The organism is Arthrobacter sp. zg-Y750 (assembly GCF_020907365.1).
Taxonomy (GTDB): Bacteria; Actinomycetota; Actinomycetes; order Actinomycetales; family Micrococcaceae; genus Arthrobacter_B.
The window spans coordinates 69,959-91,944 of sequence record NZ_JAJJOC010000001.1 but is presented as its reverse complement, the minus strand read 5'-3'; the positions used below and the strand labels follow the sequence as shown (position 1 = coordinate 91,944).

General features: G+C 65.2%; 17 protein-coding genes. 9 read left to right on the top strand and 8 right to left on the bottom strand.

The features are described 5' to 3' along the window. The first annotated feature begins 12 nt into the window (after window positions 1-12). Complete coding sequence (locus LOC57_RS00420) at window positions 13-1,494, top strand: sensor histidine kinase (RefSeq protein WP_227913712.1); 1,482 nt, start codon at window positions 13-15, stop codon at window positions 1,492-1,494. Between the two features lie 102 nt (window positions 1,495-1,596). Here the strand turns inward: LOC57_RS00420 and LOC57_RS00415 are convergent, their stop codons facing one another. After that, on the bottom strand, window positions 1,597-1,845 hold the full coding sequence (locus LOC57_RS00415; RefSeq protein ID WP_055239553.1) for a WhiB family transcriptional regulator: 249 nt from the start codon (window positions 1,843-1,845) through the stop codon (window positions 1,597-1,599). A 329-nt stretch (window positions 1,846-2,174) separates the two neighbouring features. Here LOC57_RS00415 and LOC57_RS00410 point away from each other — a divergent pair, with 329 nt between their 5' ends. Further along, a complete protein-coding gene (locus tag LOC57_RS00410; protein WP_229957490.1) occupies window positions 2,175-2,591 on the top strand; it encodes a hypothetical protein in 417 nt (138 codons plus the stop codon). A 15-nt stretch (window positions 2,592-2,606) separates the two neighbouring features. Here LOC57_RS00410 and LOC57_RS00405 read toward each other — a convergent pair whose 3' ends face one another. Then, the gene (locus tag LOC57_RS00405; RefSeq protein ID WP_229957488.1) at window positions 2,607-6,623 is read right to left on the bottom strand and encodes an FtsK/SpoIIIE domain-containing protein; all 4,017 of its coding nucleotides are present in this window, start codon (window positions 6,621-6,623) and stop codon (window positions 2,607-2,609) included. A gap of 467 nt (window positions 6,624-7,090) precedes the next feature. On the opposite strand from LOC57_RS00405, the gene glf reads away from it, so the two are divergent. The 4 genes from glf to LOC57_RS00385 are packed head-to-tail and all read left to right on the top strand — an operon-like array spanning window position 7,091 to window position 11,926. Further along, window positions 7,091-8,275 carry a UDP-galactopyranose mutase gene (gene glf, locus LOC57_RS00400; protein WP_227913717.1) on the top strand — a complete coding sequence of 395 codons (1,185 nt, stop codon included), beginning with the start codon at window positions 7,091-7,093 and terminating at the stop codon, window positions 8,273-8,275. Further along, window positions 8,272-10,293, top strand: a complete 2,022-nt coding sequence (locus LOC57_RS00395) for a glycosyltransferase (RefSeq protein WP_229957486.1) — start codon at window positions 8,272-8,274, stop codon at window positions 10,291-10,293. Before glf ends, LOC57_RS00395 begins: the two co-directional genes overlap by 4 nt. 11 nt (window positions 10,294-10,304) lie before the next feature. Then, on the top strand, window positions 10,305-11,198 hold the full coding sequence (locus tag LOC57_RS00390) for an ABC transporter permease (protein WP_229957484.1): 894 nt from the start codon (window positions 10,305-10,307) through the stop codon (window positions 11,196-11,198). A gap of 2 nt (window positions 11,199-11,200) precedes the next feature. Further along, window positions 11,201-11,926: an ABC transporter ATP-binding protein gene (locus tag LOC57_RS00385; protein ID WP_227913724.1), complete on the top strand. Its 726-nt coding sequence runs from the start codon at window positions 11,201-11,203 to the stop codon at window positions 11,924-11,926. Between the two features lie 83 nt (window positions 11,927-12,009). On the opposite strand, the gene LOC57_RS00380 is transcribed toward LOC57_RS00385, so the two are convergent. Both LOC57_RS00380 and rfbA read right to left on the bottom strand, forming a co-directional pair. After that, window positions 12,010-14,055 (bottom strand): DUF6541 family protein, encoded by a 2,046-nt coding sequence (locus LOC57_RS00380; RefSeq protein WP_229957482.1) that lies wholly within the window; start codon window positions 14,053-14,055, stop codon window positions 12,010-12,012. Further along, window positions 14,052-14,933: a glucose-1-phosphate thymidylyltransferase RfbA gene (gene rfbA, locus LOC57_RS00375; RefSeq protein ID WP_227913727.1), complete on the bottom strand. Its 882-nt coding sequence runs from the start codon at window positions 14,931-14,933 to the stop codon at window positions 14,052-14,054. Before rfbA ends, LOC57_RS00380 begins: the two co-directional genes overlap by 4 nt. A gap of 53 nt (window positions 14,934-14,986) precedes the next feature. Here rfbA and rfbB point away from each other — a divergent pair, with 53 nt between their 5' ends. Genes rfbB through LOC57_RS00360 form a run of 3 tightly spaced genes read left to right on the top strand, consistent with a single transcriptional unit; the run spans window position 14,987 to window position 18,458 of the window. Beyond that, window positions 14,987-15,985, top strand: coding sequence for a dTDP-glucose 4,6-dehydratase (gene rfbB / locus LOC57_RS00370; protein WP_227913729.1), 999 nt, complete (start codon window positions 14,987-14,989; stop codon window positions 15,983-15,985). Next, the gene (locus LOC57_RS00365) at window positions 15,982-17,415 is read left to right on the top strand and encodes a bifunctional dTDP-4-dehydrorhamnose 3,5-epimerase family protein/NAD(P)-dependent oxidoreductase (protein ID WP_331460618.1); all 1,434 of its coding nucleotides are present in this window, start codon (window positions 15,982-15,984) and stop codon (window positions 17,413-17,415) included. The genes rfbB and LOC57_RS00365 overlap by 4 nt, the downstream gene beginning before the upstream one ends. After that, a complete protein-coding gene (locus LOC57_RS00360; protein WP_229957478.1) occupies window positions 17,412-18,458 on the top strand; it encodes a hypothetical protein in 1,047 nt (348 codons plus the stop codon). The genes LOC57_RS00365 and LOC57_RS00360 overlap by 4 nt, the downstream gene beginning before the upstream one ends. On the opposite strand, the gene LOC57_RS00355 is transcribed toward LOC57_RS00360, so the two are convergent. The 4 genes from LOC57_RS00355 to LOC57_RS00340 are packed head-to-tail and all read right to left on the bottom strand — an operon-like array spanning window position 18,455 to window position 21,946. After that, complete coding sequence (locus tag LOC57_RS00355) at window positions 18,455-19,645, bottom strand: hypothetical protein (protein WP_229957476.1); 1,191 nt, start codon at window positions 19,643-19,645, stop codon at window positions 18,455-18,457. The two genes, LOC57_RS00360 and LOC57_RS00355, sit on opposite strands and share 4 nt — an antisense overlap. A gap of 28 nt (window positions 19,646-19,673) precedes the next feature. Beyond that, window positions 19,674-20,783 (bottom strand): glycosyltransferase family 4 protein, encoded by a 1,110-nt coding sequence (locus LOC57_RS16475; RefSeq protein WP_229957474.1) that lies wholly within the window; start codon window positions 20,781-20,783, stop codon window positions 19,674-19,676. Beyond that, window positions 20,784-21,203, bottom strand: coding sequence for a DUF2304 domain-containing protein (locus LOC57_RS00345; RefSeq protein ID WP_227913736.1), 420 nt, complete (start codon window positions 21,201-21,203; stop codon window positions 20,784-20,786). It lies immediately after the preceding gene. Further along, window positions 21,203-21,946, bottom strand: a complete 744-nt coding sequence (locus tag LOC57_RS00340; protein WP_227913879.1) for a glycosyltransferase family 2 protein — start codon at window positions 21,944-21,946, stop codon at window positions 21,203-21,205. The genes LOC57_RS00345 and LOC57_RS00340 overlap by 1 nt, the downstream gene beginning before the upstream one ends. Between the last annotated feature and the right edge of the window lie 40 nt (window positions 21,947-21,986).

The following is a 21,986-nucleotide window of genomic DNA, read 5'->3' as shown; positions in this document are numbered from 1 at the left end:
TCCGGAGTACACGTGGCAATCTTTACCGACCCGATCAAGGACCACGCCGACTTCGGTCCGGGGGACGCCGAATGGCTCCACCTGCTGGTGGGGGACTGGCAGATGGTGGCAGACCTCGCCTTCGCCGACCTGGCGTTGTGGTTCCCGGTGCCCGAGGGCGGGTACGTGGCCCTGGCCCATGCCCGCCCCTCGACGTCGCACACCGTGTTCCACAGCGACTTCGTGGGGGAGCGCATCCGGGCCGACCTGCAGCCGCTGGTGGACACAGCATGGCGCAGCCAGCACATCGAGCGGTCCAGTGAAACGAGCTGGACCGCCGAGACGGCCATGCGTGTGGAAGCCATCCCGTTTGTACGGAACGGACGGACCCTGGCAGTGGTGACCTCACACATGGATCTGTCCAGCTCGCGGATGCCCTCCCGGCTGGAGCTGACGTACCGGCAGTGTGCCTATGACCTGCTGCGGATGGGAACCCTGGGGCTGTGGCCGGACTTCGCCACGCCCACCGGATCGCGCCGGGGAGCTCCGCGGGTAGGCGACGGCCTGATCCGGCTGGATGCCGAGGGGATTGTGCAGTATGCCAGCCCCAACGGTGTGTCCGCGTTCCGCCGGTTGGGGGACATGGAAACGCTGGAAGGCCGTTCCCTGGCAGAAATCACTACGGCCCTGCTCAAGGACCGGCGCATGGTGGACGAAACGCTGCCGCTGGTAGTCACGGGCCGGATGCCGTGGCGCACCGAGATCGAGTCCCGGGGCGTCAGCCTGTCCCTGCGGGCCATTCCGCTGCGGGACGAAAAGGAACGCTTCGGTGCCCTGGTGCTGTGCCGGGACGTTTCGGAGCTGCGCCGCCGGGAGATGGAACTGGTTTCCAAGGACGCCACCATCCGCGAGATTCACCACCGGGTGAAGAACAACCTGCAGACCGTGGCCGCCTTGCTGCGGATGCAGTCCCGCCGGATGGAGAGTGAGGAAGGCAAGCAGGGGCTGGCCCAGGCCATGCGCCGCGTCTCCACCATCGCCCTGGTGCACGAGACACTGTCCCAGGGACTGACGCAAAACGTGGACTTTGACGAGCTGATCGACCGCCAGTTCCGGATGTCCGCCGAGGTGGCTTCCCCTACGCAGGAAGTGCGCACCCGCCGGGAAGGATCATTCGGTGAACTGCCCAGCGACCTCGCTACGCCGCTGGCCCTGGTGATTAACGAACTGGTGACCAACGCCGTCGAGCACGGACTGGCAGGCCGCCGCGGAACCGTGGGCCTGTCTGCCCGTCGCCACGGCCCGGCGGGGCGCGAGGAAAGGCTCACCGTCACTGTGTCCGACGACGGCGTGGGCCTGCCGCCGGGACCGCGGAGGGAGGGTCTGGGGCTGCAGATTGTCCGGACCCTGGTCCAGAGCGAACTCGACGGGACCATCGAGTGGTCCGCCGGCGAAAACAGCGGCACCCAGGTCACCATCGAAATGGGGCTCGATACCGAGTACCGGCGCACCTGAGCAGTTCCAACCGGACCCGGCAGCAAAGACACCGGGTACGCAAAAGGGCCGTTGCTGCGAGGCAACGGCCCTTTGACGTACCCGGCGTTCCGGAAAGTCCTGCTATGAGGCCCGGCGTGCGCGGGCGGCGCGGCGCTTCAGTGCGCGGCGCTCGTCTTCGCTCATGCCGCCCCAGACACCTGCATCCTGGCCTGTTTCGATGGCCCACTGCAGGCACGTATCGATGACCGGGCACCGCCGGCATACACTCTTGGCTTCTTCGATTTGAAGAAGAGCCGGGCCTGTGTTGCCCACGGGAAAGAAAAGCTCCGGATCTTTATCCAGGCAAGCTGCGCGGCTCCGCCAATCCATGTTGATCACTATCTCCTCTGAAGAGTTGACTCCTACGTGTTTGTGAAAACATTCACGAGCAACTACAAACTAAAGGGGCCGGTCTCGGCCCCTGATTTCCCTGTATCTAGCGTGGCACGTCAGGCCAAAGCAAACAAGGGGTAAGCAGCGTAAATTATGGCCACAGTGCTGAGGGATGCATCACAGTACGGGTGTTTTGTACCGGGGCCCTGCCGGGACGGCGCGGTCCCTCCGACGGCCACGGTGCTGCGGCTTACTGCGGGCTGCACGGTCCGCCACTAACCGGCGGAGGGAGCGCCGGCGGCGCCTGTCTCCGGTATTCTGCCTATGTGTCAACACCCCCAAACGCACCAAAACGCACCCCGGCCGTCCTGGTGATCTCTGCCGTTCTCGTACTGGAAGCGCTTTGCCTCCTCGCCTTCGCCGGTTGGTACGGCTATGAGCTTGCGACTTCAACGCCGCTGTCCATGGGCGGGGCTATCTTCACCCTGGTCTTCGCTGTAGCACTTGCGGTGTGGCTGCTCGCCGTGGGCCACTTCTTTTTCCGCGGATACCGGTGGACCCGCTCGGCAGCGGTGGTCTGGCAGCTCTTTGTGGTCATCATCGCCGTTCCCACGCTTCAGGCGGGACTGGTCCTCGCCGGCCTGGCGATGCTCCTGCCGGCCGCGGCCGTGCTGGTGCTGCTGTTCACCAAGCCCGTACTTGCCCACACAAGCCGGCTGACCGACGGCGCCAAAACCTTCTGAGCCGTGTGAAGGTCCTCATTCGTCCCGATAGGCCGTCTGGGCTTCCACGGACTGTGTTCCTTCCACGAGGAAGCATCTGCCCGGAGGACGCCTGACCGCGGTATCAATCCGGATGCCGAAGATATCCCCGTCCACGGGCGACGCGGGACACAGGAGTGCTCCCCGCGGTGCCGAACGGACCTGCAGGGCCAGCGGCACCCGGGCCGTCAGCTGCGGTCCGGATGCGGCTGCCAGTACGAGCCGCGCGCCCTGGGACTGCAGCTCGGCAAGCCTGCGGTGGACCGGAGCCGGCAGCAGATCAGCGTCATCGACCAGCAGCAGCAGGCGGTGGACCAGGCCGGTTCCGGGCGCCGCCAGGAACACGTCGAGGTTTTCCTGGAAGTCCTCGGCACTGTTTCCGGAAAAAATATCCAATGAGGGATGTGCCGCCCGCTGCATCTGGCGCAGGAAAGACGTGCGCCCCGACCCGGGCGGGCCGGCCACTAGGAAAACCGACCCCCGGGGGACCTGCGCCGCGGCCGTGCCCAGCTCATCTCCGCATAGACCCACTGCCACGGAATCGGTGCCGGTCTGCGCTGTCAGGCGCTCCGGTGCAACGAACGCGGGCAGGGGCTCTATCCGGTGCGGGGGAGGGACCCCGTCAGGCAACCCGGGCAGCCCGGAGTGCGGCTCCGGTCCGAGGAGCTGCGCGGCAAGGCCTTCCGCCGTTCCGATCCGTCCCTGGACCAGGGCGCGGCCGATGATGCGGTCCATGGCCGGAAGCCGCGGCCACAGCAGCAGCGTCTCTGCGCTTGCATCTGCGGGAAAAAACAACCGGTTGGGGATGAGCGGGAAACACCGGGAATTGAGCAGTTCCCGCTCACCGGCGATGACTACGCATATACCCGCCCGTTCTCCGTCCCGGACGAGGTCCGCCAGGTCATCTTCGCCCGCCAGGCCCCGCCCCGAACGGAAGGCTGTGCTCCAGCGTGCCCATCCGGAAACTACGAGGGTAATCTCGGCTGCCCGGGAAGTGTGGCTTCCGCCGGCGGTGGCGCCTCCGGCGGAAGCCATCCGGGCCACTGCTTCACCGGCCAAAAAGGCGAGCACGCGTGCTGCGCGTTTCGTGTCCTGCGGGCCCACATAGGCGCCTGTCTGCCCGGCACCTGCCAACCAGGCGAGGCTGCCGTCAGCGTCGAGGATATACAGGTGCCGGCCTGGTTGGGCCGCCACCAGTCCGGAGGTGACCAGTTGCAGGCAGTCGGATGTTCCGGCCCGCGGCGAACCGAGTACCGCCAGATGGGAGTCGGTGCCCGGATGCCAGGACAGTTCCCGTTGATTCTGGTTTTCAGGGTCGTCCAGCAGCCCGAGCAGGACTGTCCCGGTTGAGGAAGCACCGCACCCAGCCGATGCCGCGGCTGCTTGTGCGCTGAGCTCGCGGGTGAGGGTCCGGGGGAGCGGCGGCCGAACCGGGCGGAAGGGCGACGGATAGGTTCCCCTTTCCGCAGCACGCCGGACTGCCGAGCAGTAGGCCTGCAGGGCATCCGGGGCGGCGGCGGACGGTTCCCGGGGGCCCTCTTGTTGAGCGAGGAGATACTCTGCCAGATCCGTCACGGCAATGCCGCTGCCGCCGGGGTGCTGCGCGGTGGAAAGACACTGGAAGGCCAGCGGCTGCCCACCGCCTCTGGCAATGAAGGCCCGGCCCGGCAGGGCGGAAGGGATGCCGGCAGCACAGTCGGAATTGAGGACATCGCGGGATTCGGCAGCGGACGAGACCCGCAAGGCAATGGTGGTGGCAATGTTCGCCCGGATGTCGCTGGTCACTGCTCCCTGCGGCCGCTGGGTTGCCAGCAGCAGATGCAGGCCAAGGGACCGTCCGACGGCGGCGATGCGCAGGAGTTCCGGCAGGGCGGAGGGCACCTCGTCAGCCAGCATCCGGAATTCGTCAACCACCACGAGCAGGCGGGGAAGAGTGCCTGCAGGCCCGGGGCGGACGTTGTAGGCGGCGATACTGTCAGCTCCGGTTCCGGCGAAGAGCGCTTCGCGCCGCCGGACTTCGGCCCGCAGGGACGTAAGTGCGCGGGATACGTTCCCGGCCGACAAATCCGTCAGCAGGCCCACGGAGTGCGGCAGGCCTGCCAGTGGTGCCAGGCCTGAACCGCCCTTGAAATCGATGAGCAGGAACGTTACGCCGCTGGGCGGCTCCCGGGCCGCCAGGGATGCGACGAAGCTGCGCAGCAATTCGGATTTGCCCGAGCCGGTGGTTCCGGCCACGAGGAAGTGCGGGCCGTCCTTTTCCAGGTCCAGGGTGACTGGTCCGGCGGCAGATACTCCGACAACTGCCCCGGCGCCGCCGGGAGGGAGTTTCCAGCCGCGCAGGAGCTTGTCGGGGGAGGAGGGATGATACTCACCAAAGGCGGCCGTCGACGGAATCCGGCCGGTATCTTCCCGCCCTGCGTCAGCATGGCCGCCGGCTGCCGGGGCCGCGTGCCGGGAAAGTGCCGCTGCCCGGCTGAGGCGTTCGAAGCCGGCGGCCTGCACCAGGTCCGGTATGAACTCCAGCGTGTCCGGGCCGTCGCTCCGGGTTCCCCGCCCGGATGACACAGTCACCGTTGACGCCGCGGGACCGCCGCCGAGCCGGATGACGCATATCCGGGCCCGCAGGGGGCCGGGAAGGGCGGCAGCCAGGTCCTGGGCGTACAGTGCCCAAGCGCCGGGGATGCACAGCACAATAACGGCAGCTTCCGCCTCGGGCGCTGCTTGCTCCAGATGCGACCGCAAAAGTGCCGCGGCAGGCGGCAGTGCGGGCGGGCCTGGATCGGGAAGCGCTGCAAGAGTAACGCCGGGGAGGAAGCGTGCGGCCGGCTCCAGGTCCGGCGGACGGCCGGCGCATACAACGCGCAGGGCTGAGCCGGCAGCCGCATTAGATGCGGCGTTCAGGAGGATAGTCCGGCACAGCGCGCCAGCCTCCGGTCCCTGAAGGCAGATGTCGCGGTCCTTGCCCAGCCGGAGGATTACGGGGGCGTCGGGGATCACCGGAGCAGAAAAACGCTGTGCGGTAGGGGAAGGCACCACATTTGCGGGCTGGGGTGCCATGCCGATGCGGACCGGGTATTCGGCTGCCGGGCCCTGCGGCGCAGCAGGAGCGGGCGCAGCAACCGGAGCCGGCACCCCGCTGATGAAGCGGCCCGTTGATCCGAGCACGGCGGCCAGGGCCATGGTTCCCGGGTCCGGAGCTGCCAGGTGCCGCCCGCGGGCATCCTTTGCGGCAGCCAGGGCGATGGCAGCAGCTTGTTCCCGGCGCCTGCGCCGTGCCCCGGCAGCCCCTGCCATAGCAGTCACGGCGGACAGCGCGCTGAAGGCCAGGAACATCCACATCCCGGTGGCCAAGGCGAGGACCACGCCCAGGACCAGCGGCAGGAGCGCCCCCAAGAGCAGGAGGCCGGTTTTTTGTGCGTGTTCGGAAAGCTGTACGGTCTGCGGCTCAAAGGGATCAGCGGGGGCCGCTTCGGGGTCCGGAACAGCGGCAGGCAGCACCAACCGGCAGGAACTGTAGCCGAACCGCAGCACGGAGCCGGTGTCCACGACAGCCTCGCGTATGCGCCTGCCATCGACCCAGGTGCCGTTGGCGGAACCAAGGTCTCGCACCTGAACAGAATCGGTGCCGACCACCAGCAGGGCATGGTCCCGGGAAAGTGCCGGGTCACAGATGCCTATCCGCCGCTCGGCCCGGGCTTCGGAAGAACCGAGGCGCCCGATCCGGTAGGTGCCCCGCTGCAGGGGCGTGATGCCCCCGGCGTCGGGTCCGCTGCACACAACCATCAGCAGGGAGGCCGTCCCCGTTTCCGAGGTCCCGCGTGCAGTGCGGCCGCCCGGCGGTCCGGAGCTGCCGGCGGAGCACACAATGACGGCCCCGTTTACAAAAGGAGCGCGGCCGGGGCTCAGCGTGTGCAGCGGTAATCCCCCGATGCTGAAGCAGGACGCGCCGTAGCGCTCAGCGAGCCGGGCCTGAACATCGTGGCTGCCGGCAGCACCTGTTAACTCGATCACCACCTCACGTCGGCTCCATCTCCCACCCACAGGCCCAGGGGGGCTGCCCGGCGCAGCGGCAAGGGTTACATGAAGCAGCAAGGGGCCCTCCTCGACTCGTTGAGCGGATGGAGAAAGGCTAGGGCTGCAGGCCTCCCCGTACCCCGGCCGCACAGCTGCCCGGGACAGGGGTCGCGCAGAATGCGGCAGTGGAGGACAGGACGGCCCCTGACAGACGGCAATGCCGGGCGCAGTAAACTGCAGTACGGGGAACAGATCCGGTTCGGCCGCGTCACTTTGCCTCTTGGGGCAATAACCAACGTCCCGGCCGTACTGCCAAAACGCCGGTGCTACGGCGGCAGGACGCTCCGAGAGGCGCCGTCTGACGGCGGCCGCGCCCCGTCGAAAATGCCTGAAGCCGAAATCTCGGATAACCTTGACCGTCGGGTGCCTGCCCGGTTGGGGCGTACCGGAAATATACAGGAGTAAATGTGAACGTTGACCTCGTCGTCGTAGGGTCGGGCTTTTTCGGCCTGACCGTAGCCGAGCGTGCCGCTAAGGAACTGGGACTGAAAGTCGCTGTCCTGGACCGGCGCCACCACATTGGCGGCAACGCCTATAGCGAGAACGAAGCGCAGACAGGGATTGAAGTGCACCGTTACGGTGCGCACCTGTTCCATACCTCCAACGAGCGGGTCTGGGAATACGTCAACCGCTTCACCGGCTTCACTAACTACGTGCACAAGGTCTACACCAGCCATAAGGGCGAGGTGTACTCCATGCCCATCAACCTGGGCACGATCAACCAGTTCTTCCGGTCCTCCATGGGCCCGGTCGAGGCCCGGGCACTGATCCAGGAGCAGGCCGGGGAACTTGCCGGAACCGACCCGGCCAACCTCAACGACAAGGGCATCTCGTTGATCGGCCGCCCGCTGTACGAGGCCTTCATCAAGTACTACACCGGCAAGCAGTGGCAGACGGACCCCAAGGACCTGCCGGCGGAAATCATCAGCCGGCTGCCCGTGCGCTACAACTACGACAACCGGTACTTCAACGACAAGTACGAGGGCCTGCCGGTAGACGGCTACACCGCATGGATTGAACGGATGGCCGATCATCCCAACATTCAGGTGCACCTGGAGACGGACTTCTTCGGTGACCACGAGTTCTCCCGCGACGCTACGCGCGGCCAGGTGCCGGTCGTCTACACCGGCGCCGTCGACCGCTACTTCGACTACGCCGAAGGTGACCTGTCCTGGCGCACCATCGATCTGGAGCAGGAAGTCCTTCCGATTGAGGACTTCCAGGGAACCTCGGTCATGAACTACCCCGACGAGGACGTTCCCTACACCCGGATCCATGAGTTCCGGCACTTCCACCCCGAGCGCGACTACACCAAGGACGCCACCGTAATCATGCGGGAGTTCTCCCGCTTTGCGGAAAAGGGCGACGAGCCGTACTACCCCGTGAACACGGCGGAGGACCGGAAAAAGCTGCTTGCATACCGGGACCTCGCAAAGGGCGAAACGGACGTCCTCTTCGGCGGACGGCTCGGCACCTACAAGTATCTGGACATGCACATGGCGATCGGCTCGGCATTGTCGATGTACGACAATAAGATCAAGCCCCACTTCACCGGTGGAGCGAAACTTGAAAGCGGAGGAGTTGACGCGTGAGCACAGCAACGCAGACCAAAACTGAGGTGGCCGAGACGGCTGCCGACACCCAGTGGCAAACGGTCCACCGGATCGTCCTGCCGGTTGACGGCGACATGGACACCCTGCCGCTCTACGTGGACTTCAACTCCGCCCAGCGCGTCGTAGAAGAAAGCTCACGCAACTCACGCAGCGGCGCGGCTGTAAGCGCCGTCACCGGCAACGCATCCAGCCGGTCCGACTTCATCACGGGCCGCCGCGAGGTCCGGCTTTCGGAGCACAGCCGCGTATCCTTCGGGACCTACTTCAACGCATTTCCGGCGAGCTATTGGCGTGCGCACAACGATGTCGAGCAGGTCCGGCTGACGGTGGAGACCGATGCCGAAGCAACGGTCGTTGTGTACCGTTCCTCGGCGCGGGGCACGTCCAACCGCGTGGAGAGCCTCACCACGGAAACCGGCGGCGTCCTGTCCATCGATTTGCCGCTCAAGCAGTTCGGCGACGGCGGCTGGTACTGGTTTGACCTGGTCTCGCACGCTTCCAGCGTCAATCTCCTGAACGCCCAGTGGTCGGTACCGAAGCCGGAAGGCTTTGTACCGGGATCTGTTTCGATTGCCGTCACAACGTTCAACAGGCCGGACTTCTGTGTCCGCCACCTCAGCACCTTCGCCGAGTCCGAAGAGCTCCTGGCGGTCATGGACCGCTTGATCATCACGGACCAGGGCACCAAGAAGGTCCGCGATGAGGAAGGCTATGAGGAAGCCGCGGCAGTACTGGGAGACAAATTCCGGTTGGTGGAGCAGGGCAACCTGGGCGGTTCCGGCGGATTTGCGCGCGGCATGTACGAAACCATCAACGACGGCACGAGCACCTACTGCCTGTTGCTGGACGACGACGTGATGGTCGAGACGGAGGGCGTCCTGAGGGCCGTCCAGTTCGCCGACTTCACCCGCACCCCGACCATCGTCGGCGGGCACATGTTCAACCTCTACGAGCGCTCGGTGCTGCATACCTTCGGCGAGAGCATCAACGAGTGGCGCTTCTACTGGGGTCCGAACCAGGAGACCAAGGAAGGCCACGACTTCAGCGCAAGCAACCTCCGCACCACGCCGTGGATGCACCGCCGCGCGGATGTTGACTTCAACGGATGGTGGATGTGCCTGATTCCCACCCAGATCATCCGGGACATCGGCCTTCCCCTTCCTGTTTTCATCAAGTGGGACGACGCAGAGTTCGGCATCCGTGCCAAGGCATGCGGTTACAAGACGGTCTCCCTCCCGGGCGCCGCTGTGTGGCACATGCCCTGGACGGAGAAGGACGACACCATCGACTGGCAGGCGTACTTCCACCAGCGCAACCGGTGGGTCGCGGCAATGATCTACTCGCCGTACAAAAAGGGCGGAAACCTCATGAAGGAGAGCTTCGCCGTCGACGTGCGGCATCTGCTTTCCATGCAGTACTCAGCGGTGGAGCTCCGGCTTGAAGCGCTGGAGGATGTGCTGAAGGGTCCCGGGCACCTGCACGACACCATTAAGACCAAGCTGCCGGAGATCCGGAAGCGCCGAAGCGAATTCTCCGACGCGCAGGTCTCCACCGACGTGGGAGCATTCCCGTCCACGCAGCGGGTCCGGCCCCCCAAGCGGGGCATCATGCCTTCGGCACCGCGCAGCATGCCGGCAGCCTTCACCAAGGCGGTAACCGGTGCGGCGCGGCAGATCATGCCCGTGCGGGACAAGGCCCTGGAACATCCGGAAGCAGTTGTGCCGGCAATGGATGCCCGGTGGTGGAGGCTGTCGCAGCTGGACTCTGCCCTGGTATCTTCAGCCGACGGAACCGGAGCATCCTGGTACAAGCGGGACAATGAGAAGTTCCGGGCAATGATTGCCCGCAGCCTGAAGCTGCACAAGGAGCTTCTGCAGAAGTGGGACCGGTTGTCTGTTGAATACCGCAACGAGCTGCCCGAATACACTTCCCCCGCGGCATGGAGCGAGACATTCGCTGCCATGGCTGTGGACCCGGGAACGGACAAGAATGCTTAGGCGGGGCACCCATGAGTGACTCTGGGGCCGGGTCATCGTCGACGGCGATGACCCGGCCGGGGATGGGCCGAGGCCTTCTTGACGTAGTCCGGTCGCGATTCCTGCTCAAGCTCCTGGTGGCAAAAGAGCTGCAGGTCCGGTACCGGGGATCAGTCCTCGGCATCTTATGGTCCTACGTCAAGCCCGGAGTGCAGTTTGTCGTCTTCTACATCGCGCTTGGGGTGTTCCTGGGTCTTGAACAGAGCCCTGGCAATCCCAGGGGGCTGCCCAATTATGCCATTTACCTGTTTTCCGGCATTGTGCTGATCAACTTCTTTACCGAGGCGCTGGGAAATGCATCCCGTTCCATTGTCGGTAACGGAGGCCTGATCAAGAAGATCTATCTTCCGCGGCAATTGTTCCCGGTGGCTTCCGTCTGGGTCTCAGCCGTGCATTTCGTGCCGCAGATTGTGATCCTCATAGTCGCCTGCTTCTTCAACGGCTGGCGGCCGTCCCTGCTGCAGCTGGCTTCGGCCGTGGTTGGGTTCGTCGTCGTCGCTCTCCTCGCGACAGGGCTGGGCCTTCTGTTCGGCGCGGTCAACGTGTACTTCCGGGACGCGGAAAACCTCGTGGACATGCTGCTGATGATCGCGACCTGGGCTTCTCCGGTTCTGTATTCCTGGATGATGGTTCGGGACAAGCTCGGCGATGTCGCCTTCACGATCTATCAGTTCAATCCGCTGACCGTCGCCGTGGAATCCTTCCACTTTGCTTTCTGGCTTCCCACCACCGATGGAGCAGAACCGATACCGCCGCATCTGTTGTCCCAATGGCTGCCGATCGGGCTGGCAGTATCGTTGCTGGTGCTGATAATCGGCCAGTTTGTCTTCCGCCGCCTTGAAGGCCGTTTTGCCCAGGAGCTCTAAAAATGGCTAATGCCATCGAAATCCGCAACGTCAACAAGCAGTTTGTGCTGCGGCATACCCGTTCCATGAAGGAAGCCTTTGTATGGCTGATCAAGGGCCGGAAAGGCGATCTGTCGGAGAAATTCCATGCGCTCAAGGATGTTTCCCTTGAAGTTGAGCAGGGCGAGACCGTTGCTTTGCTGGGGCTGAACGGGTCCGGCAAGTCGACACTGCTCAAGCACATCTCTGGCGTTATGCACCCGGACAGCGGGACTGTGGGGACGCGTGGACGCGTAGCGGGGCTGATCGAAGTGGGCGCCGGTTTCCACCATGACCTGAGCGGACGCGACAACGTCTACCTGAACGGTGCCATCCTGGGTATGACCGAGCAGGAGATCGACGAGAAGTTCGACTCCATCGTCGCGTTCTCCGAGATCGGCCAGTTCATCGACACCGAGGTGAAGTTCTATTCCTCCGGTATGTACCTTCGCCTGGCGTTCTCCGTGGCGGTCCACACCGACCCTGAGGTCTTCCTCGTGGACGAAATTCTGGCCGTGGGCGACGAGCCTTTCCAGAAGAAGTGCATCGACAAGATCAAGGAACTGGCGGGGGAGGGCAAGACCCTCGTTGTGGTCAGCCACGACCTGGACCTGGTTTCCCGGATCTGCAAGCGGGGTGTCCTGCTGGAGCACGGCAGGGTCATTATGGACGGACCTGTGGACGACGTCGTCGCCCGCATGCGCGCCTGACGCACCCTTAAACGCCGCCGGCCCGGTACCCCCTGCAGGGAGTACCGGGCCGGCGGCGTTAAGGCTCAGGTTCCAGGAACGGCCTACCCGCAGCCGCTTACGCGGTACAGCTTGGCACTGCCTTCCTGGTCCACGAGCTCGAACCCGCTCGCGGCGCCGACATCATCCAGCCCGGCGTAAGGGTGGTCGCCGCCGTGAACCTCTTTTGGTCCGAAGTCGAGAACGTAGTAGGCGTTCAGGTCCTCGACGGCCTGGCAGACGGCGGGATCCGTGAGCATCTCGTCCAGGCGGTCGACCACGGTCTGGCCCTCGGGGGAGAGCGTATAGAAGATGTGCGGCATCAGTGTCCGGCGCCCGGACAGGGCATAAACCAGCGAGGCGCCGGTCCAGGGGCTGCCGACGACGACGGCGTCCTCCGGGACTTCCTCCGGAACCCGTTCCAGCAGCTCGGACTCATCAGCGGAAAGCAGCGGCGAATCGTCCGTCAGGGCAAAGTTCGCTGCGCCGGACGCCTGCGCCGTGTCGATGCTCTTCCCCTGGGTGGTCAAGGCCAGAACCACCAGCAGGACAACCGCAACGGTCGGCAAAACGTAGCGGCCGCGTGGTGTCTTGACGGACTCGATTGCCTCGGCGCCGTCCGTCGTCCCCGGAGCTGCAGCCGCATGCCTGGTCCCAAAACGGCCGGCGAATGCGCCGCGGAGAGCCTCAACCACCGACCAGGCGCCGACGGCGGCCACGGGGAGGCCCAGGACGGGCAGCAGGGCCGCCAGGCGGTACGGGTCGTTGTACCACACGCCGGCAAAGGCTGTGCGGAGATCCCCCCAGGGGAAGCCGGCCACAATAACGAACAGCATGCAGCTGACCGCGAAGGAGGCCAGCAGCCACCAGAGCCGCTGGAAGTTGCGTGCGCAGTACACGACGCCTACAAAGGTCAGGACTGCCACCATAAGCGGCACCGGTCGGCCGAGCGGAGCGCTCAGGAAGGCTTCACCGGCCGCCTGCGCCGCCGATTCGACCGGATACCATGTTGCCGCCGTGGGATCAGGACGGATCCTGCTCCACAGCACCACGGTCAGCACACCGTAGAGGGCGGTTCCGGCGAGTGGCAGGACCCGCAGCCAGCCCCTGCCCTGCAGGCCTTGCCATGACCGGGCGGCGGCCAGTGCAGCCAAGGGAAGGGTCAGGGCAATAAATGAAATCAGCGTGCTGGGATGCGCCAGGAGCATGCCGGGGAGGGCCAGCACAAGTGCAGCCAGGGCTGTCCACCGGCCAAGGTCCTTGCGGACGGAGGCACCTGCGGCCGACACGGCCAGGCCCAGGCAGGCGGGCATGAGGGCAATCGCCAGCAGGTTCGGGTACAGGACACCGAAATCGATCATCAGGTAGGGGAAAGCGGCAAAGGCTGCGGACAGGACACCCGTCACCAGCAGCGGCATGGGCCGGGTGCCGAGAATGCGGCTGACCAGGAAAACGCATCCGGTGGTCCAGGCCAGGCCTGCGATCAGTATGTTCCCGACACTGATGGCTTCGGGAACGGAAATGCTGCCGGTGGATGCCAGCAGGGAGATGTAGTCGTGCCAGGCGGCCGGGTAGAAGGAGATGTCCGCGCCTTCATTGACCATCCGCCCGATGGTCAGCGACGACGCCGTACCGGTCTCCAGGATGTATTCGGTGGCGTTGAGGTGGAAGACTCCGTCGAATGTCTGGGAGATGTATTCCGGACGGTGAATCATGTGGATGAAGCGCCACGCGATGATCAGCGCACCGGCGGCAATGCCAGCCAGGGCAGGTGCCGTACCCTGCCACGGGAACCCCGCCTGAACGTCGACGGCGGCGGCCCTGCGGCCGGTCGGGCGGCTGCGGGCGGCGAACCGGTCAGCCAGGAGGCGGACAAGGAACACAACGACGGCGGCAGCCGCGGTGGCGGCCGCGACGAGGGGCCAGCCCCACGGCAGTCCGAGGATTCCGCTGGCCACGGCCGTGCAGGAGATGACCGAGATGGACAGCGGCGCTGCGAGCCCGATGAGCGGGACGCCCCGGAGCCCCAGGGCCAGACCCACCGCAACCCCCGGTACGAACAGGAAGGCGAAGCCGGAGAAGAAATAGGGGAGAACGTATACCCAGTTCACCGACGGCGGCCCTGCTCGGAATCCACCAGCTTCTGCAGGTACGCGCCGTACCCGCTCTTCACCAGGGGCGCGGCCAGCCGCAGCAGTTCCTCATCGCTGAGGTAACCCAGCCGCCAGGCGATCTCTTCCGGGCAGCCGATGGACAGTCCCTGGCGCTTCTGCACGGTCTTGATGAAGTCGGTGGCTTCGCTCAGGGAATCGAACGTGCCCGTGTCCAGCCAGGCCGTGCCGCGGGGCAGGATATCGACCTTGAGGCGTCCTTCCGCGAGATACGTGGAGTTGACGTCGGTGATCTCCAGTTCTCCCCGGGGGGAGGGGCGGAGGTTGCGGGCAATTTCAATGACGTCGTTGTCATAGAAATACAGTCCCGGGACCGCATAGCTGCTCTTGGGGTCGGACGGCTTTTCCTCAAGGGAGAGGACCTTGCCGTCGTCCGCGAACTCCACCACACCGTAGGCAGTGGGATCGGCCACCTGGTAGCCGAAGATCACGGCGCCGTCCGGGGAAGTGAACCGGCGCAGCTGCGTACCCATGCCCGGACCGTAGAAAATGTTGTCACCCAGTACCAGGCCCACGGGGCCGTTGCCGATGTGATCCGCACCGAGGATGAATGCCTGGGCGAGGCCGTCGGGCGACTTCTGCTCCACATAGGACAGGGAAACGCCGAAGCGGGAACCGTCGCCCAGCAGCCGCTGGAACTGCTCGGAATCCGCAGGAGTCGTGACGATCAGGATGTCGCGGATGCCGGCCAGCATCAGGGTCGACAACGGGTAGTAGATCATCGGCTTGTCGTAGACCGGAACCAGCTGTTTGCTGACGCCCATGGTGATTGGATGTAGCCGGGATCCTGTGCCGCCGGCGAGAATTATTCCACGCATGCGTCCATCATCGCGTGCCAAAGGTAGCCTCACCAAACTAGTAGGCTTGAATCATGCGAAACATTCTTGTGACCGGCGGAGCCGGATTCATTGGTTCCAACTTCGTCCACCATCTGGTTCGGCATACCGACTACGTGGTGACGGTCCTGGATAAGCTGACCTACGCTGCCAATCCCCGCTCCCTGGAATCGCTGCCGCAGGACCGCGTCCGGCTGGTGGTCGGTGATATCTGCGACGCCGCCGCCGTCGACCCCCTGGTGGAAGCCGCCGACGTCGTCGTCCACTTCGCCGCTGAATCGCACAACGACAATTCGCTCCATGATCCGCGTCCGTTCCTGGATACCAATATCATCGGCACCTACACGCTGATCGAATCCGCCCGGCGCCACGGCACCAGGTTCCACCACATATCAACCGATGAAGTGTACGGGGACCTGGAGCTGGATGACCCGGAGCGCTTCACCGAGGACACGCCGTACAACCCCTCGAGCCCCTATTCCTCCACAAAGGCCGGTTCCGACCTGCTCGTCAAGGCGTGGATGCGCTCCTTCGGACTGCAGGCGACCATCAGCAACTGTTCCAACAACTACGGCCCCTACCAGCACGTGGAGAAGTTCATTCCGCGGCAGATCACCAACGTCCTCGACGGCGTCCGACCGAAGCTCTACGGCTCCGGCGCCAACGTCCGGGACTGGATCCACGCAGACGACCATTCCTCCGCCGTCCTGCGGATCATTGAGCAGGGCCGGATCGGAGAAACGTACTTGATCGGCGCCGACGGGGAGATGTCCAACCGCGACGTCGTGGCCCTGATCCTCAAGGCGCTGGACCAGCCCCAGGACGCCTTCGACCTGGTAGCGGACCGCCCCGGCCACGACCTTCGCTACGCGATCGACTCGTCGAAGCTCCGGTCCGAACTGGGCTGGACTCCCGCCTACGGGCGTTTCGAGGACGGACTGGAAGCAACCGTGGACTGGTACCGGCGCAATGAGCAGTGGTGGCGCCCGCAGAAACAGGCCACCGAAGCGAAGTACCAGGAGCAGGGACAGTGACCGGCGCGTCCGGCCCAAAGCCGCTGTCCGTCACGGAGACACCCATTCCCGGCCTCCTGGTATGTGAACTGCCGGTAATGAGCGATAACCGCGGTTGGTTCAAGGAGAACTGGCAGCGCGAAAAGATGGTTGCGCTTGGCCTGCCGGACTTCAACCCGGTCCAGAACAACGTCTCCTTCAATACCAAGAAGGGTGCCACACGGGGTATCCACGCCGAGCCCTGGGACAAGTACGTCTCCGTGGCCTCGGGACGGATTTTTGGGGCCTGGGTGGATCTGCGCGAGGGCCGCACGTTCGGCCGCACGTTCTTCACCGAACTGGACCCGTCCCGCGCCGTTTACGTTCCGCGCGGCGTGGGTAATGCCTTCCAGACCCTGGAAGACTCCACCGCGTACACCTACCTGGTCAATGACCACTGGTCAGCGGAAGCCCAGTCGCAGTATGTGTTCCTGAACCTGGCCGACGAGACGGCCGGGATCCCGTGGCCGCTGGACCTGGCCGGTGCCGAAATCTCCGCCAAGGACCGTGTCCATCCCCGGCTTTCGGATGTTCCGCCCATGCCGCCGCGCCGGACCCTGGTGCTCGGCGCCAACGGCCAGCTGGGGAAGGCGCTGCGGAAGGCGCTGGCCGGCCGCACCGACGTGGAATTCGCGGGGCGGGGCGAGCTGGACCTCAGTGATCCATCGGCCCTGGCGCAGGTGGACTGGAAGAACTACTCGACCGTCATCAACGCTGCGGCCTATACGGCGGTTGACGACGCCGAGGGCAGCGGCCGCGCGGACGCCTGGCAGGTCAACGGTGCGGCAGTGGCTGAACTGGCCCGGCTGGCGCAGGAGCACCACCTTACACTCGTGCATGTTTCGACCGATTATGTCTTTGACGGAGCCCGGGCGGGCCACCCGGAGGATGAACCGTTCGCGCCGCTGGGTGTTTACGGCCAAACAAAGGCGGCCGGCGACCTCGCCGTCGCCACCGTTCCCCGGCACTATATCCTGCGTACCAGCTGGGTTATCGGTGAGGGGCACAACTTCGTGCGGACCATGGCGGCTTTGGCGGAGCGCGGTGTTTCCCCCAGCGTTGTTGATGACCAGATCGGCAGGCTGACCTTCGCCGAGGACCTCGCCGGCGCCATCGTGCACCTCCTGGACGCGGGCGCCCCCTACGGCACGTATAACGTCAGCAATGAAGGCCCGTCCATGGCCTGGGCGGATGTGGCCCGGGAAGTCTTTGTCCTCCTGGGTAAGCCCGGTGACAGGGTTACGGGCGTAAGCACAGCAGAATACTTTGCCGGCCGCAGCGCGGCTCCGCGGCCCTTGAACAGCGTGTTGGACCTGGACAAGCTGCGTGCCACGGGCTTCACGCCCCCGCCGGCGCAGGAACGGCTTGCAGCGTACGTCGCCGGGCTCGCGGACCGGGAGCGTGCCGAATGAGCGGCGTGCACAACCTGACCACGGTGGCCAGTTACGGACGCAAAGGCAGCAGTGCCCGGGTCCGCATCTACGAATGGCTGGACTTCCTGGGCCTGGACGCCCGGAAGTACACCTACACGGACCAAGGCGACAACAGCATCGCCACCCTTGCCCGGAACGTGGACAAGGCGCTGGGCGCAGAAACAGCCCTTCGCCGGCTGGCGATGAAAACCATTCCGGGTGTGCTGCTGATGAGCCGGGAAGCTTCCCCGCTCAGCAACGGCCGGCTGGAGGCGAAGCTGCTGCAGCGCGCCGAGACGTCCGTCTACGACTTCGACGACGCCATCTTCCACTCGGCCGCGCCGTTTCCCTACAGCCTCTGGCCCAAGGACAAAGTATGGCGGCGGTCCGTCGAGGCGGCTGACCGGATTATCGCGGGCAACGACTATCTCGCTGAAGAAGCATCGAAGTTTTCACGCAACGTCACGATGATCCCCAGCTGCGTGAACCCCGACCTGTACCCGAAGAAAACGGACTACTCGCTGAACGAGGTCCCGACTCTGGTGTGGCTTGGGTCCCCGGCCACGGAACAGTTCCTGCCGCCTATCGCCGATGCCCTGCTCCGCGTCAACCGGGTCAGGCCGATCCGGCTTCGGGTCATCAGTGCGGGGGAGCGTTCCCTCGGACCCCTGGACGCGATCGTTGACCGCGTGCAGTGGAGCGAAAGCGGTTTCGCCCAGGAGCTGCACAACGCAGACCTGGGTATCATGCCGCTGGCGGATGACCCGTTTGCCCGCGGTAAGTGCGCCTACAAGCTGCTCCAGTACGGCGCCGCAGCGCTTCCAGCGCTCGGCAGCCCGGTGGGAACCAACCGCTCGGTCCTCGCAGCCATGGGCGCCGAGGCGCCCTCCACGGCAGACGAATGGGAAGCGTCCATTCATGACATGCTTGCCGCCGGTGACGCGGAACGCGCCGCCCTGGGAGACCGTGCCTACAAGACGGTCACGGAGCAGTTCAGCTTCCAGGCATGGCGCAGCGAATGGCTGCAGGTCATCGGAGGCTAGCGCGGAGCCGCGGCGGCGGAGGCAGCCGTCGTGGCCTGCTGGCGGAGCAGCACGAACCACACAACCGAAGAGGCCACGCTGGCCAGCGTGAAGCCCCAAATGGCGCCGGACAGCCCGTAGGCCAGCAGCCCCGCCGTCGGACCCAGGACGCTGAGCACCGTTTGCACAACACGTCCCAGATACAGCCTCCGGGCCACGAGCTGGCCCCGCGAGCAGACGTAGTAGAAATGGCCGAAGAGGTTGGAGGCCACAAACACCGAGGCAGGCAGTGCGTAGCCGGCAACGCTGCCCAGCACGGTGTCCTGGAGGAAAGTGCGCGGCACGGCCGCAACCAGGACCGCGTAGCAGGCGAGGGACAGGAAAACGGCGGCACCCAGTACGCCTGCCAGGATCTTGGGCCCGCTGGAAGTCTTGGGCTCGACGTGGGAGAGGACCGGACGCAGGGGATCGAGGATCAACTGCACGGGCGTGGCAACGCTGGCTATGCCCCGGTAGATGCCGAAGTTGGCCGGCCCCAGGGACGGAGCGAAGAGGGTGGGCACCGCAATGGCCCCCACATCCATCAGCACCGAGTCAGTGAGCAGCGGCTTGATGGTTTTGCGGTGGGAGCTGATCCAGCCGCCGATGCCGTAGGGACGGCCGCCCCATACAGGCATAAAGACCAGGGCTCCGACCAGGTTGGACAAGCCCCAGACCACGGCAAAGGGCAGCAGTCCCGTGAAGCCCAGCAGCAATCCGGCTACCCAGCCGGCCACGAAGACCAGCACCGTCAGGGCATCGGAGACGGCTGCACGGCCTGAATTGGCAGAGGCGGCGTTGAAAAAGCGGCCGCCCAGCCGGTAAAGGTTGAAGAGCACGGCAAGGCCCATGGCCACCGCGTTTGCGCCCTCGCCGAAGAAAACGAACACCAGCACGCCGCCCAGCACTCCGGCCAGCGTGCACAGCTGGATCAGGGCGTGACTCACTTCCCGCCAGCCGTTGGGACCGGTTTTCTGCCGGACGGATCTGGCCCAGGTGTCGCAGATAATCGACAGCTCCAAGGACCAGCCGAAGGCAAACATCAGGTACGCCAGTGAGAAAGTTCCGTACTCTGCGGCATCAAGGGTGAGCAGTGCCAGCACCGGAACCAGGGCTGAAGCCATGGCGCCGAACACGGTTTGCACCAAGAGGCGCAGGCGCGGGCTCATCACCGGCTCCCCGGGAATCCGGGGGCGGTCACTGCTCGTCCAGGACGGCGAGGTATTCCAGGCCGCGCTCGGCCCAGTCGAAGGATGCTATGAACTCGGCGGGAGCCGGTGCCCAGCCGTCCGCCAGGAGGCGCCCGGTGGCGCGGATCCAGGGGGCGTCGTCGTCGTCATCGACGACGACCACTGATGGTGCACGTTCGGCAAGGTATTTTGCGGCGGTTACCGGTGTGCTGACAACGGCCGCTCCGGCAGCCACGGCCTCGAGCAGGGTGGTTTGGAACCCCTCGGCCAGGCGGGTGGGGTTCAGCAGGATGGCTCCGCTGAGGATCCGGCATATTTCGGGGGAGCGCAGGTAGCCATGCACATGGATCCGGTCCCTGAAGGGGAGCGGCGCGATTGCAGCTTCGAGGGACGCGCGTTCGGCGCCGTCGCCGATGAAGTGCATGCTCGCGCCGGGACGCTCGGGAAGGACCTTCGACGCCACGGCCAGGGCCCGCTCCCAGCCCTTGCCCGGAACGATCCTGCCCAGGAAAACCAGCTTCTCTGCGGGAAGTTCCGGCTCGACACCGGTGAAGGCGGCAACGTCGATGGCGTTGTGGAAGACGGCGGCGCGGCGGCCGGAGAGCTGCTGCACGAAGGCCTGGGCGGATTCGGAGATCGCGAGGACCTTGGTTGCGGTCCGTAGTACGTACCGGCCGAGCGTCCGGTCCACGGTGTTGCTTGCCATTCCCACCAGCGGAGAGACGCCGCGGACGTAGTCCGAGCCGTGTTCGGTGTGGATGGACGGTACCTTCAGGCGCCGTGCCGCACGTACACCCACCACGGACATGGGGAAGAAGCGGGTGTGCGTGGAGACGTGCGTGACGCCGATGGAACGCAGGTAGCGCGTGAGCCGCATAGTGGTTCCCGGCAACGGCCAGGAAATGACGCCGGCCACCATGGGTGTTGCGCGGAGCCGGACGACGTTGAGTCCGTCATCGTCCCAATCGCCGATGTCCCTGCCGAGGGCAACCACCGTCACTTTGACGCCCAGCTTTACAAGGCTTTTGGCCAGGGCGAAGACGTGCTGTTCGAGGCCGCCCACCTTGGGCGGGTAGTTGTTGACGATGAAGGCAATGTGGTGCTGGCGCTCGGGCACTTAGTTCCTTTGGTCCGTTCGTCCGGCCTCGTCCGTGGGCTGCTCAAGCAGGTGCCCGCGGGCCAGGCTGTCGAGGGTGTCCTCCATACGGGACACGGTGGTGCGGAGGATGCCCACTTCCTCGGCGAGGACCCGGGCTTCCTCCTCAACCGTGGAAAGTTCCCAGGACAGGTGAAGGGTAACGCCCACGAGAAGGGTCAGCGCGACGGCGAAAATAAGGTTCGCGGGAACCTGAACTCCCAGCAGCTGGCTGGTCCAGAGGAGGATCTGGGGGAACGCCGTGAGTACCAGGGTCACCACGCCCAGGGACAGCCACAGGATGGCGTATTTCTCCCTGAGCTGTCCGCGCCGGAGCATGCGGAACACCAGCGCGACCGTCAGGAAGGCAATAGCGAATGTGATGATGCTGCCGGGGGACATTAGGACATGCTTTCTGCGGTGGGGAGCGTTGAGCGCTTCCGCGTCAATGCCAGCAGCAGTGCGAGCCCCGACCGTGCAAGGTAGATGGTGGATTTGAACGGGTTGTGGCTCGGCACGCCCGCCTGGCGGGGACGCATTTCCACCGGCACCTGGGTGACGGAGCAACCGCTGCGGATGGCCACGACAAGCGAATCTATGGTGTCACCGAGGTATTCGGCGGGGTAGTGCTCCAGGTACTGCCGGATGGCCCGGCGGTTGCCGGCGCGGAATCCGGAGGTGACGTCCGTCAGCTTGGTGCCGGCGAGCCTGGACACGACGCCGGCCAGGAACTGCATGGCCCACTTGCGGGGGCCGCGAACCTCGTAGCTGCCGCGGTCCGCGAACCGTGCACCAATGGAAATGTCGGAGTGTTCAAGTCCGGCGAGGACCCGCCGGATGTCCCGCGGATCATGCTGCCCGTCGGCGTCCACCTGGATGACGGCGTCATAGTCCCGCCAGTAGGCGTACTTGAAGCCGGCACGCATGGCGCCGCCTACCCCCAGGTTGAAGGGGAGGGTCAGTACGTCTACCCGGGCGGACAGGGCGCTTCGCCTGGTGCCGTCGGTGGAACCGTCATCGACTACCAGGACATCGCAGTCGGGGGCGGAAACCTTGATTTCACGGATGGTCTCCGGGAGGGCGGCTTCTTCATTCCAGGCAGGAATAATCACTAGGGTGCGGGTTGAGGAAGGCATCGAGGCCATCATACCAATGACTGCATCGTGCTCCGCGCCGGGGGCCGTT

Bases quoted from the DNA above. Each gene is read 5' to 3' on its own strand.
- rfbB (WP_227913729.1), top strand. From the start codon at position 14,987: ATGCGAAACATTCTTGTGACCGGCGGAGCCGGATTCATTGGTTCCAAC.
- LOC57_RS00355 (WP_229957476.1), bottom strand. From the start codon at position 19,645: ATGAGCCCGCGCCTGCGCCTCTTGGTGCAAACCGTGTTCGGCGCCATG.
- LOC57_RS00360 (WP_229957478.1), top strand. From the start codon at position 17,412: ATGAGCGGCGTGCACAACCTGACCACGGTGGCCAGTTACGGACGCAAA.
- rfbA (WP_227913727.1), bottom strand. From the start codon at position 14,933: ATGCGTGGAATAATTCTCGCCGGCGGCACAGGATCCCGGCTACATCCA.
- LOC57_RS00385 (WP_227913724.1), top strand. From the start codon at position 11,201: ATGGCTAATGCCATCGAAATCCGCAACGTCAACAAGCAGTTTGTGCTG.
- LOC57_RS00415 (WP_055239553.1), bottom strand. From the start codon at position 1,845: ATGGATTGGCGGAGCCGCGCAGCTTGCCTGGATAAAGATCCGGAGCTT.
- LOC57_RS00390 (WP_229957484.1), top strand. From the start codon at position 10,305: ATGAGTGACTCTGGGGCCGGGTCATCGTCGACGGCGATGACCCGGCCG.
- LOC57_RS00345 (WP_227913736.1), bottom strand. From the start codon at position 21,203: ATGTCCCCCGGCAGCATCATCACATTCGCTATTGCCTTCCTGACGGTC.
- LOC57_RS00340 (WP_227913879.1), bottom strand. From the start codon at position 21,946: ATGGCCTCGATGCCTTCCTCAACCCGCACCCTAGTGATTATTCCTGCC.